This window comes from Nitrospirota bacterium (genome assembly GCA_013388455.1).
Taxonomy (GTDB): domain Bacteria; phylum Nitrospirota; class Thermodesulfovibrionia; order Thermodesulfovibrionales; family SM23-35; genus JACAFF01.
Genome location: JACAFF010000024.1, coordinates 1 through 14,486, shown reverse-complemented (window position 1 = coordinate 14,486; position 14,486 = coordinate 1). Strand labels below are relative to the sequence as shown.

The window sequence follows — 14,486 nt, the reverse complement described above, 5'->3', positions numbered from 1 at the left end:
AGAGCAGTTTCAGAATGTCAGAAAAAACAAAAATCCCAGTGTTCCTAAAATACCAAGCAATTTATAAAAAGGAGATTTTTTAATCTCAAACATCTGAGGTTCGGAGAAGTCCCCCTCAGAGCCCATAGGGTCAATAGGACTTACACGCACAAAATATGTCCCAGATTTTTTGGGTTTTTGTATTTTAATTTCCGATTTTTCAACCAATTGATTAATAAGTATATCTTTGAATTCTTTATCAGTCGACAATTGAAAACGGTATTTCATATTAACTCCCAAATCCAGCCATGTTATATTTATTTTTTTATCAACTATCTCAGGGACTTCCACAGGTGGAGCTGGTTGAATTGTGAAACTCAGGATGTTTGACCATGCTCCTTGGTATCCATCATCAGCAATTGAACTTATCCTAAAATAATAGGTCTTATAATCCAGATTTTTTGTTTTATAAACGGTGTCTTTAATGTCCTTGCTTTCATCAAAAATTATATTGAATTCTCTATCTTCAGATATTTGAATATGATATTTGACGGCATCATTAACACCAAGCCATTTTAGCAATATCGATTTTTTTCTATACACAGTTTGGTCAGCAGGGATTTCGAGAAAAGGAGGCACGGGATTAATTCTTATCTTGATGGGTATCGCTTGAGAGGATAAACCTTCGATGCCTAAATTGTCTATACTCCGAGTTTCCAGATAATAGGTTCCGTCTTCTACAGGATAGATTTCAAAAGTTTCATGTGGTTTTATTACTCTCTCATAAACTATGTTTTTAATATCTTTATCCTGTGAAAATATAACTCTATAAGAGACTGCATTCTCAATATTTGTGAATGAAAGAACAATCGGAAAATTTTTATAAATCGGCTCAACTTTAATCAATGCGGGTGGAGGTAAAAGTTTTTGAGGAACTAAAGGTTTTTCTCCTTTCCTTACAAGGGTTCCTTCACCTTCCTCAACAGTCACAACTTGATTCATAGCTTCAACATTAACATTGCCCTGAAGTACTTCAGCACGTGTTATATTATTCTCATCCACAGAAGTCCTAAAGGTAGTTCCCCTTACTGCGCAGATTGCGGAAGGAGAGTCTATCTGAAATCTGGATTCTCGACCTGTAGCTTTTTTAATCTTTGTGATAGTTTTACCTGTCAGTAAAAATAATTTTTGGTAAGTATAAAAATTAGCTTTTTCACGGGAGGTGAATAATTCCAGAGTTGTATTTGAATCCTGAAGCAAAGAATGATTATCCTGAAATGTAATCTCGATACGGCTTTGATCTCCTGTCTTTATCCTGTATCCCTCTTTTATATGATCATTTAGAAAAAGCATTTTCCATTCAGTCGAATTAGGTGGTTGGTAAAGGACACTACCTTTAATGAAACTTACTACGCCATCAGTCTGTTTTCCCTTTAAAAGTTTTATAGGAATGCGCAGAGTCTGTCCAGGATAGATCAAATCCGGGTTATGTAGTGAATTTATTCTGGCAAGTTCTCTCCACTTAGTAGGGTTTTCAAGATATTTTTCTGCAATTTTTATTAGACAATCATCTTTTTGAATAATTATGTCAATAGCTTGTTCATCCTGGCAATAAGAAATGAAAGGGATATAAAAAGTGATGAAAAAAGTAAGGATAGCAACAATTCGTTTTCTTGTCATAAAATTGTCCCTATTCCTTTTAGGATTATAAAATGCTTTTAGAAAATAAGTAAAATCTATTATTTCTTTTTACTTGGTTTTTTATTTAGATCATCAAGTTTTTTCTGAGCAAGCTTTGATTCAGTTGATTGTGGATAGCGGTCAATCACCTGTTCAAGCAATACCCTTCCAACCTTGTTCTCTCCTATTTCAATAAAACAGAGAGCCTGTTTATAAAGAGCATTTGGTATTTTTTTGTTTTCCGGATATTTTTTTAGTAATGTCTCATAGGCAAGAATTGCATTTTCATAGTCTTTTTCCCTGTAATATGTTTCTGCAATCCAGAAATATGCATTGGCAGTTAGATCATTATTTGGAAATTCTCTTGTAAAATATTCAAACTGGTCTCTTGCCTCTCTATATTTTTTACTCTCAAATGTGGCATATGCAGCATCATATTTTGCCTTTGCTCCATAACTTGCATCCTCTCCTGAAGTCTCCTCTTTTTTAGATAAGTCTATTTCTTCTTTTTTCTGTTCCTTTGCTTTTTCTTTCTGTTGTTGTATCTGATTTTCCATGGTATCCAATTTAGTTTTGATATCTTTTATCTGTCCTTCAAGACTTGTTATTTGTAATTTAATAATATCTATCTCTGTTGTCATATTTTTCAGTGTATTTTCTGTATAAAATTTACTCTCATCAAACCTTCCACTGAGATTCTGAATATCCTTCGATAAATTATTGAGGGTGCTCTGAAGTTCAGCCTGACTTGCTCTTACAACGTTAAATGAATCCTCTTTTGCAACCCCTTTTGTTTTCTCATGCAAAGAGTTTATTTCATTTTTGAGTTCAATATTCTGCATTTGAAGTTTGTTAATGTCATATCTAACCATATCAACGTCCTGTCTTGTTACACAGGCAAACAAGAGGCAGAATAAAATAAATACTACACAATATGCAATTTTAAAGGATTTGATAAAGATTGATATTAGTCTTTCCCCCACTATTTAACCGGTTCCTTAACTATTATGAAATGAGCTCTCCGGTTTTTTGCCCAGCATTCTTCTGTCTGATCTGTACAAGTAGGTTTTTCTTCTCCGTAGCTTATTATTTCAATTCTTTGTGATGCTACGCCCAGTGCAATAAGGTAATCTCTTGCTGCTTTTCCCCTTCTGTCTCCAAGGGCAAGGTTATATTCATTGGTGCCTCTTTCATCACAATGCCCCTCAATTAAAAGTTTGGCGTTGGTGTTTTTCAGCATCCAGGAAGCAACTTCCTCTAAAACAGGTTTTGCATCAGATCGGATATCATACATATCAAAATCAAAATATATATCACTGAATCTGCCACTCTCTTCTTTTGTCTGTTTTATTTCATCCTCCGATTCTATCTTAGCGAGTCGCTGTTCTGTAATCCTTTCTTCGGGCTTTATATCTCTCTTGGAAGTTTCTTGTGAAGATATCCCTGTTTGTTGCTGTTGTTCAGGTTCTCCGGTTACTGCAACCTTCTTAGGTGCACAACCGAAACCTGCAAGGGTCAATAATAAAAATATTGCAAGAACTTTTTTCATGTAAACCTCCTGTTTGCAATTCTCTTCATGCTAATTGATAAATATTAATATAAAAGTAATTACTGTTTCAATAATTTTTGTCATAAGCCAAATAATAGTAAATATTCAATATAATAAATAGATTTAATTATAAATGCATTCCTTTATAAGGAAGTATAAGATCAGTAATTATTTACCATCTTATAACAAGGATTACGAAGAGTATTGAATTTTATTTTACTTTTTATAAATAAATTTATTAAATTATATAAATTAACTTTTGGAGGTATGAGAATGACGATATCGGATAAGGCTGCTGAGAAAGCAAAGGCGTTACTTGTTCAGGAAGGTAAGGCTGAATGGGGGATACGTGTTTATTTAGCAGGCGAAAGTTGTTGCGGGCCATCTTATGGTCTTAATTTACAAGAAGGACAAATGCCCAATGATGAAGTTATCGAAAAAAACGGTTTAAGAGTCTTTGTTGATAAACATTTAATAAGTTCCCTTGCAGGGATGGAACTTGATTATTATTCAGACGATGAAAGAGAGGGTTTTGTACTTACCGGCGGAATTCCATCTTGTGGTTCCTGTAATTCCGGATGTGACTCCTGCGGCTAAAAATTAAAGTATAACAGATGTTTCCAATCCACAGGCCAAGAAGATTACGAAAAAATGAAACAATCAGGAGAATGGTGAGGGAGACTTCACTTTCTCCTGATAATTTCATATATCCACTTTTTGTTACTTTTGGAAAAGGTGTTAGAAAAGAAATATCATCGATGCCAGGATGTTTTCAGGAGTCTGTTGATAAAGTGGTTAAACATGCGAAAGAGATACATTCTCTTGGCATACCTGCCGTAATAATTTTTGGAATCCCCGAATATAAAGATGATATAGGTTCAGGTGCGTATGATGAATATGGGGTTGTTCAAAATGCAATAAGGGCGATTAAGGATGCAGTTCCAGAACTTTATTTGATAACAGATGTATGTATGTGTGAATATACAAACCATGGACATTGCGGTATTGTTAAAAATGGATATGTCCAGAATGATCCTACCCTTGAATTGCTTGCAAAAGAAGCTGTATCACACGCAAAGGCTGGTGCAGATATGGTTGCTCCATCTGATATGATGGATGGCCGCATTGAGGCAATCCGCGTTGCACTTGATGATGAGGGATTTTCTGAAATACCTATTATGTCATATGCTGCAAAATATGCATCGGCATTTTATGGACCTTTTCGAGAAGCTGCAGAATCTTCTCCCAAGTTTGGGGATCGGCGTTCATATCAGATGGATAGCGCAAACAGGAGAGAAGCACTTAAGGAAGTAGCACTCGATATAGAGGAAGGCGCAGATATTGTTATGGTAAAACCAGCACTTGCTTATCTGGATATAATTTCTGACGTAAAAGACTCTTTTGATATTCCTGTAGCAGCTTATAATGTGAGCGGCGAGTATTCTCTTGTAAAAGCAGCGGGGAAGCTAAACTGGATTGATGAAAAGCGGATAATGATGGAGATACTCATATCAATTAAAAGAGCAGGTGCTGACATTATTCTTACCTATTTTGCAAAAGAAGCAGCAAAGATATTAAATAGATAGTAGAGTCTCACATATATTTATCCCAAATCCAGCGATAAGCAACGTAATCCCTTGCTATAAGTGTCATTGCGAGCACCTGAAAGGTATGTGCAATCTTTTCTTAAACAACGAGATTCCTCGCTGTGCTTGGAATGAAACCTCTTTATTGCTGGATTTGGGTTTACCTTATTTCTCAGTGGCTTGAATCATTTATTTTCGATGAATATGATAATAATGATATGAGAATGGCAGAGAGGATAATTTTGGGGAAATTTACTATGAAGGAGATTAATAATATTATACAAAGAGCCTCCTGTATTCAAGATATTTCAGAGAGAATTAATACTATTTCTCATTATTTCATCGGTGTAGAATATGGAGAATCAACCTTAATAGGCCGTCAGGATACTCCTGAAATCTTTATTATAAATCTTGAAAAAATGGACTGCTTTACATTCCTTGATTATGTAGAAGCAATGCGATTATCAAGATCATTTTCTGAATTTGTAATAAATTTGAAAAGGGTTAGATATAAAAATGGGGTTGTTTCTTTTGAGAATAGAAATCATTTTTTTACAGACTGGTTGGAATACAATTCAGATTTTGTTGATGAGGTCACAGATATAATTGGTGGTCAAAAAATAGATATAATAATAAAAAATTTAAATATAAAAGAGAACGGAACATTATTTTTACCGGGAATTTTGTCTACAGAAAGGGAAATTCGATATATACCATGTGAGAGATTTGATGACTCCGTTTTTAGTAAATTAATAACTGGTGACTATGTTGGCATTTATTCCAGATTATCTGGACTCGATGTCTCTCATGTTGGAATTATAATAAAAGAAGATAAAAATATTTTTATCAGGCATGCTTGTTCTCAGAAAGAGATCAGAAAAGTGGTTGATCAGGATTTAATACAATATGTATCAGATAAGCCTGGCATTATTGTATTCAGGCCAAAAGCTTTCAAGTAGAATCTGTGTTAACTTTTTTCTTCAGATAACCCAGTAATCGCACCTCGAAGTATCCATAATAGCAAAAGACCTGGCAGAGCAACAAGGAATGTGACGAAGAAGAAATTTGGCCATCCTACTGCTTCGACAAGGAATCCGGATGTGGGTGAGATAAAGATGCGGCCTATTGCAGCGAGTGATGATAAAAGGGCATATTGTGTTGCTGTATAGCGGTGGTTGCACATAGCCATCAGGAGAGAAACAAAAGCCGATGTTCCCATGCCCCCAGCGAAGTTTTCAAAGGCTACTGTAAAAATTAAAAGAGTGTAACTTTTACCAAACCAGGCAAGAACCATGAAGGAGAGGTTTGATATTGCCTGGAGAATGCCAAAGACAAGGAGAGAGCGAAAGAGTTTCAGTTTAACCATCAAAGTACCGCCAAATATTGCACCAACAATCAGTGAAGCGAATCCGAGTCCTTTGTTTATAGTTCCTACTTCTCCAACTGAAAAGCCTATCCCCCTTATCAGAAAGGGGGTAGTCAGAGTTCCTGCATAAGCATCGCCCAACTTATAAAGAACAATAAGTATCAGAAGCAGCGTTGCAGAATCTCTTGAGAAATAATTTTTCATAGGACCTACAATTGCCTCCTGGAGATTATGAGGAGGAATCGTTTTTTTATCAGGTTCATTACCGAGAAGTGTTGTTATTACACCAACTCCCATTATGCCTGCCATTAACAAATATGTATTTCTCCAGAATATATATTCAGATATGACGAAGGCCAGAGCACCCGACACAAGCAGTGCTATCCTGTATCCCATTACAAATACTGCAGCCCCGACTCCACGTTCATGTTCACGCAGGATATCTGTTCGGTAGGCATCAATAACAATATCCTGAGAAGCAGAAAAGAACGCTACCACAAGTGCAAGAACTGCCAGAAAGAAGGGGGCTTGTTGTGGAGAACTATATGCCATTAATGAAATGCCTATTATTAAGCTAATTTGTGTAATGATTATCCAGCCACGGCGTCTGCCTAAGATTGGGGGAACAAAACGGTCCATTATCGGTGACCACAGAAATTTCAGAGTGTATGGTATACCGACAAGCGTGAAAATTCCTATTGTACGTAAATCAACACCTTCAACAGTCATCCATGCCTGTAATGTTCCGCCGGTAAGAGATAAAGGAAGTCCTGACGCAAAGCCGAGAAATGTAATAATAGCAATATTCCTGTTTTTAAAAACCTGAAGATATGGGTTGATGTCTATTCTCAATCATTTTCCTTTCATGATATGGTTACTATTATAGCAATTTGATAGTCTTGAGATACCTGTGATTATGGGATATGAATACTCAGAGAGTTTCAAGACTGTTTAATTTTTTGGTCTTTTTTTGGGCATTCCGCACTTATGCGGAATCCAGTATCAAAAAATTTTTAAAAAAGAACTGGATCATCCGGTCAAGCCGGATAATGACGATCATTGGAACAGTTCGCTATAAATCAAGAATTAAAAATTTGAACATAAACAAGAAACTGTTATAAAATTACTCTATAAAGAATAATTTATAAGAAGGACGCTATTATAAGAATGAAACCCACAAAACATTCTTATAAATCATTCAGGGATCTGAAAGAAGCTCTCGATAATATCAATCTAACATTTTGTCAAAGTACCATTAAGGATAATAGGACAGATGAAGAGATTTTTACTGAGGCTATGTCTGATGTCAGAGAGATAAAAGAATTCAGGGATATCCCTTATGAAAGACACGTAAAAATTAAATTTCTTAAACAACTGCAGGATGATTCGATAGAGGTCTTAAGAGAAATCGTGAAGGGAAAGAAAAAAATAAGGTTATCAGATACCGGAGAATATATCGAATGGGTGCATCCGGATATTCCTAAAAATGTTGCAGAAAAACTTCATCAGGGACATTTTTCTGTGCAAGACTATATTGATATGCACGGGATGACACTCGATGAGGCAAAGGATGCATTCTCAAGATTCTTTAAGGATGCTTTAAAAAGACGTTTATTCTGTATTAAGGTGATACATGGCAGAGGGCTCAGGTCTCCAAAAGGAGCGGTTCTGAAAGAAGCATTACAGAAATGGCTTCGTGGTTCATTTAGAAAGTGGATACTTGCTTATTCCAGTGCAAGAGATTGTGATGGTGGATTAGGAGCAACTTACATTATTCTCAAAACATGATATGAAAAAAGAGATTGAAAAAACTTTTAAAATAAAAATTTATTATGAAGATACAGATGCAGGTGGTGTTGTTTATTATGCCAATTATCTTAAATATCTGGAACGGGCGCGCACAGAATTTTTTTCTGAGAAAGGTGTAGATGTAACTCAATATCATAATAATGGATATTTTTTTGTTGTTATACACGTTGACATAGATTATAAAAGACCCGCCATGCTTGGTGATATTATCGAGGTAACGACAGAATTGGTAGAAATGAAAAATGTGACAATTACCCTTAATCATCAGATTCTCAGAGATGATAAGGTTCTTGTAGATTCCACAGTAAAAGTGGCCTGTATCGGAAGGGATGGTAAGCCAAAGAGAATCCCTGATGAGATAAGGAGCGTTTTTGAAGCCTTCTAATTTATTGTGACTATACCTGAATTACCTAAATTGCCTTCAATAGAATAAGAATAGTCATGAAATAATTTGATAACCCATAAATTAGTCATTAAATGATGTGTTATGCATGAAGTTGAAAACATCGATCGCTCTTTGCCTAATGAAAGATACAGAACTATTTGATCTGCGATGTGAGGATCGAGGGCCGAATTAGCAGAGAAAAAACGAAGAAACTCATAAGCAGTTTCTTCCCCAACTTTTTCAGCTTTTTTACCTCTTTCACCGAGAGAACTAAATCCTGCTATTGAATGTTCAAATTCAGATTTAAAGAATACAAAAGTTCCCTGACCAGGAGTTTGCACGTCAAGTAGTTCAATATCAAATCTTATCTCATCCCCCTGTTCTAAAGATGGTTTGAGGGCATGGTTCATAAGAGTTTTTATTAAAGCATTTTTCTGGCGTTCAGCTATTGATAAAGGTAAATTGCCTACAGCAGAGTAACCACTTAGCTCAATCAATCGACCTCTTTCAAGGATTTTTAATGACTTGATATCTTTTGCTGGAGAAATTTCAGCTCTGATCTTCCCCCCTCCTTTTGGATAAAAGCCATAAGATTCTATTGTAAGATTTATTTCTATCCCCAATTTTTTTAAGAATGGAGCAAAAACCTCTGAAAGATAATGGAAGGATGGGCTGAAAGGCACATGGGTGCCACCTTTAAGAATTATTGTAGATTTTTCTTTTGAGAATACGAGAGAAGGTATCAGTGTCTGAAGCACCAATGATGTGGAGCCTGCAGTTCCAATATCAAAGAAAAAATCTCCATTCTTTACTTCTTTAGGTAAAAATAAAAGCTCTGTTGAACCAGTATAATCGCCTTTTACTTCAGCATTTGAAAGAAGTTGAGCTGCTCTAACTGCTGTCAAATGTTGCGGCATAAGGCCTGGTTTCTTCCTTCCTTTCCTTATATTAAAAATCCTGAACTGTTTTCTGTGTAGGCAGGAGAGACTGAGGGCAGACCGCAGAATCTGTCCCCCGCCTTCACCATAACTCCCATCAATTGTTATCATTAATATAATTTCCCTGATAGTAATTTTACTATAATTAATCGAATAAAAAATGGGCACATTTTAAAAAAAAATTATTTATCGCATTATATAAATTATTATTTATAGATAGAATTTTTTATTCTTAAATGATATAAAAGAAAAGTATATCGGATAATTAAATAAAGAAATTCTCAGGAGGTATAATCATGGATTTAAAAAATGTTCTGGAAATCAGCAAAGATGGAGTGAGGATAAAAGATTTGAATGAATTGAAAAAGATTATGGACAGTCTTATCTATGAGGCTGTATTTTCAGAAGACGGTAAAAGAAATGCTCTTTTATTACTAATAAAGGAGATAGCAAAAGAAGCAGGTGCAATTCCATCGTCAATTCAGTCACTCTATGAGGAGATGGGAAGAGCATACCCTAATTTTACGGTCCCAGCTATAAATATAAGAGGCCTAACGTATGATGTTGCCAAAGTGATATTCAAAAAAGCTATAGATATGAATGTCAGTGCATTTATTTTTGAGATAGCCCGTTCAGAGATAGGATATACAAAACAGAGACCACTTGAATATTCAGCTGTAGTGCTTGCAGCAGCGATAAAAGAGGGTTTTCAGGGCCCTGTATTTATTCAGGGTGATCATTTCCAGCTCGTCAGGAAGAATTACCTATCAGATGCAAAGTTAGAAACTGATTATGTTAAAGGTTTGATAAAAGAGGCAATAGATGCCGAATTTTATAACATTGATATTGATACATCTACAATTGTTGATATAGATAAAGAAACAATTATGGAACAGCAAAGACCAAACTTTGAGATGACAGCAGCGCTTGCAACATATATAAGAGAAATTCAACCTCAGGGTGTAGATATTTCTATCGGTGGAGAGATTGGCGAGATAGGCGGAAAGAACAGCACACCTGATGAATTGAAGGCTTATCTTGATGGATTTAAAGCTGTGTTCAAAGCAGGAAAAGGATTGAGCAAACTCAGTGTCCAGACTGGAACGAGCCATGGCGGGATTGTGCTTCCTGATGGAACACTTGCAAAGGTGAAGATAGATTTTGAAACTCTCAGGGTTCTTTCAAACCTTGCACGAAAAGAATACGGTCTTTCAGGATGTGTCCAGCATGGCGCTTCAACTCTTCCTGAAGATGCTTTCAATATGTTTCCTGAAACAGGCACATCTGAAGTTCATCTTGCTACAGGTTTTCAGAATATCATCTATGACAGCCGTCATCTTCCTGCTGAATTCAGAAAAGAGGTATATGATTTTATCAAGCAGGAATACACAAAGGAATGGAAGGAGGGACAGACTGAAGAACAGTTTATTTATAGTACTCGAAAGAAAGGCTTTGGTCCTTTAAAGAGGAAATGGTGGGATTTACCTTCTAATATCAAAGAACCTATTATGAAAGAACTTGCGGACAAGTTTGAATTACTTTTTAATAAACTGAAAGTTGCAAACACAACTGATATAGTAAGAAGGACAGTAAAACCTGTAGTTGTCAAAAAGCAGATTAATATAGATTTATTAGAATCTTAACCAATATTAAGGAACGCTTCCTTCTTCCCATGAGATTTCTAAAAGTCCAGGAATCACCGATATTCTGCTGACTATCTCCCGCCAGTATGAAAGTTCTTTGCTGACTAAACGGATTCTGTAGATTATTGATGGTGGCGAGAAGCTTTGAAGGAAGTTTATATACTGGACATTAAGTTCAGGAAACTCAGAAAAGATTTTTTTGATATGATCAAGTGGACATTCTTTTCCATCAAATTTCAGGATTAGAATCGTGTATATATCTCTTGAAAAAAATGGTTTGAGAAGCCGCACATTATAAAGAACTATAAGGCTTAAAATAGTACATGTAATAGCAGGGAATAAATAACCAGCACCCACTGCGAGTCCTATACCTGTAACAAGCCATAATCCTGCAGCAGTAGTTAGACCTCGAACAGAACCTTTTCCTTTTATAATAGCACCAGCACCCATAAAACCCATGCTTGCGATTGCGTAAGATGCTATCCTTGCTGGATCAAGACGGACTACTGAATCAACATTTAGATGGCGGAAGAGTGCTTCCATATTCAGGGAAAGCATCATCATTAAGCATGCTCCAAGACTTACGAGAAGATTTGTCCTGATGCCAGCAGCCTGACCATGCGATTCACGTTCAAAGCCGATTGCTCCCCCGAGAAGGGCTGCTATTATAAGTTTGCTTAATTCAGATAGAACAATATTAAATTCAAGCATATTTTGATTAAATATAACACATTTTTAAGAATCTTTATCTCTCTCTATCAACAGAGTCGATATAACCGCCTGCTTCCCCGATAGCTGTGGCAGTTTTTCCAAACATGCCGACCTAATTTATTATCTCGAGTCTGACTGTGATGCTATAGCTTGGGCTCGGCGTTGTTCTCATAGGAATATTATGCAGTCAAAAAAATAGCTCTCCATCATTAATAAGACATAACAATTTTTTAAAAAAATGTCCTATTTATGGAATAGGACCATAGGCGATATTATTATTGTTATCATTAGACTCCACGATTTCATTGTCGGCATCAATCACAGCAATTACATATTGTCCTGAGGCAGACTGGCCTGAGGAGAAACTGTAACTCAATTTCTTTTCCTTATTTTTATCTACCTTCACCTTTCCTGTAGAAACCTGTTTCAGGGGTGTGTCACCTGCATTATATATATTGTCAGTTGAAAGATAATATCTCACAAAAGACGTTGTTGCATCTTGTTTCCCAATATTTTGAATACTTAGCTTCCCTTTTATTTTACACTTTGTCCCGCTCTTCTTTGTCTTGCAGGTCTGTTCCATTGTGAGCCATTGACCGGTAAGATCAGGCAGACCAGCAGCCTGTGTTCCGCCTGTCCCGCTAAGTAGTACGTTCAGATTAGGAGAACCTGAATCACTTGATATTATCTGAAGTGATGCACTTTTTGATCCTTCCGAGGTTGGAGAGAATGTTACTGTAACAGTGCAGCTTCCACCTGAAGTGATTGTTGGAGCAAGACTTGTGCATGTGCCTGTCTGAAGAGTAAATTGGTCGCTGTCTGTGCCTGTAATATCTATATTGCTTATTATAATATCTTCTGTGCTGGTATTTGAGATAGTAAAAGTAACGGGTGAAGAAGAACTGCCAACAGTTACAGTGCCAAAATCATATGAAGATGGTGAAACTGCAATCTGTGTGGATGTCGTTTTTTCATCTGCTCCTATATCCACTACTCCGTTTATTATCCTTGCATCACCGTCAAAATCTGTTGACGGCAGGGAAGGAGCAGAGTTGTTCCCTGTATCTATACAGGGAGAACCGGACTGAAGGTGAAGGTCTGCTGTAAGTAAGCAGTCTGTCTTAATGTTAGAGCCCTGGCTGTAAATGTCTATATCAGTTACAACAAGGTCTTCACTCATTGCTGTAGAAAAGTTTGCATTAATACCGATGTCATTATTAAACAGGTTTACCGGAGAGCCTGTGTTATTCATATCTATATCAGAATTTACATATAAATCATCTCCGTCATTACCACCTAAATATGCAGTGTTATCCCATAGTATATTGTTGTATATATCTGACACGGCAGAAACAGTAGCACAAGCGATATAAGCACCTCCACCATACTGAGAAGCAGAATTGCCGGTGAACGTATTATTGGTAAAGGTTATTGTTCCGGAGGAAAAAACGTAAGCACCTCCGCCATACACAGAAGCAGAATTGCCGGTGAATATATTGTTGGTGAAGATTATTGTTCCGGAGGAACCTGCATAAGCACCTCCGGCAAGAGAAGAAGTATCATTGCTGCTGAATATGTTATTAGTTAGGATTACTGAACCGAGACAGGAGTAAGCAAAAACGCCGCCACCAAGGGAAGCAGCAGAATTACCGGTAAATGTACTGTTGGCGATGGTTATAGTTCCAGTATTATAAGCATGTGCATAGGCACCACCACCAAAATCAGCGACAGCACTGTTAATGAATTCTGAATTCTGGATAGTTATGCTGGCATTGTTTGTCTTTATGGCAAGACCCCCTCCCTGACTGCTATTATTTGCGTTTTCAAAGCTAATTCCGGTTACAGATATATGTGCATCTGAATCAGAAACTAAACCGGTGGTATCAATGTTTAAAATCTGGACACTTCCTCCGCCATCAAAGATGGTTGAACCTGCGCCGGCACCTGTAATTGTAAGGCTGTAGTTTTCTGTAGTAGGAATATAAATATGCGTAATATTTATACTGTATGTCCCGGCAGCAATATTGATTGTGTCATCCTCACTGTTACTTGAAGCAGTATTCAATGCCTGTTGAAGTTCTAATGGAGTTGATACGTTAAATACAGCACCATAACATGCTGCTGAAAGTACAAAAGAAAAAATAAATACTATGGCTGTAAGACTAAAGCATCTTGTGCAGAAAGGAACGCCTATTTTGATAAATTTCATCATGCTAAATCCTCCCCTTTGATGTTAAGTAAGATACCCCATTACCCTGATTACTATGATAAAAAAGTAATCCTTTATTATTAATAATGTCAATAGTTTTTTTTGCTCTCTTAGTCGAGACCTCCGCTTTGATTCCGCCCCGAAAGCCTTCGGGAATAAGATCACCCGTTATTTTGCTCCGTCAATTTAGCCATATGCCTTGCTTTCCGGTTGTCGAGATATTTATTTGGACAAGTATGATGACAAATATAAATAAATTATAATGTAGAACTTAATTCCGGTCGAGTCCTTTTTCTCCTGTAAAAACGAAAATGCTTGGTATCACGCATGTATAGTTTCCTTCAATTGTTTTTTTACCGTTGTTTGAACAGGAGCATCAAGAGCAAGTTCTTTCCTGAGAGCATCGATTTGTTTCAGCTCCATCTCATCCATCACAATCCTCCTCCATCGTTTGCTTGCTCTGATCAGGACCGAAAAGACGAGTTTCAGACAACTCTGTTCCGTAAAGAATCCGGGTGTTAGAATAATGTTGTGTCTAAGAGTAGAAAAATAAGAGGAGGATACAAGTTGGATCAAAAGACATTTGAAACAATCAAAGACAAAGCTATTGAAACAATATTGAGCAAACATT

The 14,486-nt window shown here is 36.5% G+C and carries 13 protein-coding genes; 6 read left to right on the top strand and 7 right to left on the bottom strand.

Annotated features, from left to right (window positions below; genetic code table 11):
- Positions 1–9 precede the first annotated feature (9 nt).
- The 3 genes from HXY53_06005 to pal form a co-directional block, all read right to left on the bottom strand.
- Positions 10–1,659: a FecR domain-containing protein gene (locus HXY53_06005; protein ID NWF76112.1), complete on the bottom strand. Its 1,650-nt coding sequence runs from the start codon at positions 1,657–1,659 to the stop codon at positions 10–12.
- A gap of 59 nt (positions 1,660–1,718) precedes the next feature.
- Entirely contained in the window at positions 1,719–2,531 is an 813-nt protein-coding gene (gene ybgF / locus HXY53_06000; GenBank protein NWF76111.1) for a tol-pal system protein YbgF, read from the bottom strand.
- 110 nt (positions 2,532–2,641) lie between these two features.
- On the bottom strand, positions 2,642–3,208 hold the full coding sequence (gene pal, locus HXY53_05995) for a peptidoglycan-associated lipoprotein Pal (GenBank protein NWF76110.1): 567 nt from the start codon (positions 3,206–3,208) through the stop codon (positions 2,642–2,644).
- A 273-nt stretch (positions 3,209–3,481) separates the two neighbouring features.
- On the opposite strand from pal, the gene HXY53_05990 reads away from it, so the two are divergent.
- The 3 genes from HXY53_05990 (at position 3,482) to HXY53_05980 (ending at position 5,753) form a co-directional block, all read left to right on the top strand.
- Positions 3,482–3,805, top strand: coding sequence for an iron-sulfur cluster assembly accessory protein (locus HXY53_05990; protein NWF76109.1), 324 nt, complete (start codon positions 3,482–3,484; stop codon positions 3,803–3,805).
- Between the two features lie 17 nt (positions 3,806–3,822).
- Positions 3,823–4,794 (top strand): porphobilinogen synthase, encoded by a 972-nt coding sequence (gene hemB / locus HXY53_05985; GenBank protein ID NWF76108.1) that lies wholly within the window; start codon positions 3,823–3,825, stop codon positions 4,792–4,794.
- Between the two features lie 131 nt (positions 4,795–4,925).
- Entirely contained in the window at positions 4,926–5,753 is an 828-nt protein-coding gene (locus HXY53_05980; protein NWF76107.1) for a DUF1460 domain-containing protein, read from the top strand.
- An 8-nt stretch (positions 5,754–5,761) separates the two neighbouring features.
- Here HXY53_05980 and HXY53_05975 read toward each other — a convergent pair whose 3' ends face one another.
- Positions 5,762–7,006, bottom strand: a complete 1,245-nt coding sequence (locus HXY53_05975) for an MFS transporter (protein ID NWF76106.1) — start codon at positions 7,004–7,006, stop codon at positions 5,762–5,764.
- Between the two features lie 321 nt (positions 7,007–7,327).
- On the opposite strand from HXY53_05975, the gene HXY53_05970 reads away from it, so the two are divergent.
- Positions 7,328–7,948 (top strand): Smr/MutS family protein, encoded by a 621-nt coding sequence (locus HXY53_05970; protein NWF76105.1) that lies wholly within the window; start codon positions 7,328–7,330, stop codon positions 7,946–7,948.
- 1 nt (position 7,949) lies between these two features.
- On the top strand, positions 7,950–8,354 hold the full coding sequence (gene ybgC, locus HXY53_05965) for a tol-pal system-associated acyl-CoA thioesterase (protein ID NWF76104.1): 405 nt from the start codon (positions 7,950–7,952) through the stop codon (positions 8,352–8,354).
- On the opposite strand, the gene rtcA is transcribed toward ybgC, so the two are convergent.
- Entirely contained in the window at positions 8,351–9,403 is a 1,053-nt protein-coding gene (rtcA, locus tag HXY53_05960) for an RNA 3'-phosphate cyclase (protein ID NWF76103.1), read from the bottom strand. The genes ybgC and rtcA overlap by 4 nt on opposite strands.
- A 185-nt stretch (positions 9,404–9,588) precedes the next feature.
- On the opposite strand from rtcA, the gene HXY53_05955 reads away from it, so the two are divergent.
- Positions 9,589–10,935, top strand: coding sequence for a class II fructose-bisphosphate aldolase (locus HXY53_05955; protein ID NWF76102.1), 1,347 nt, complete (start codon positions 9,589–9,591; stop codon positions 10,933–10,935).
- Between the two features lie 6 nt (positions 10,936–10,941).
- On the opposite strand, the gene HXY53_05950 is transcribed toward HXY53_05955, so the two are convergent.
- A complete protein-coding gene (locus tag HXY53_05950) occupies positions 10,942–11,646 on the bottom strand; it encodes an MgtC/SapB family protein (GenBank protein ID NWF76101.1) in 705 nt (234 codons plus the stop codon).
- A 247-nt stretch (positions 11,647–11,893) separates the two neighbouring features.
- Positions 11,894–13,858 (bottom strand): choice-of-anchor D domain-containing protein, encoded by a 1,965-nt coding sequence (locus tag HXY53_05945; GenBank protein NWF76100.1) that lies wholly within the window; start codon positions 13,856–13,858, stop codon positions 11,894–11,896.
- Between the last annotated feature and the right edge of the window lie 628 nt (positions 13,859–14,486).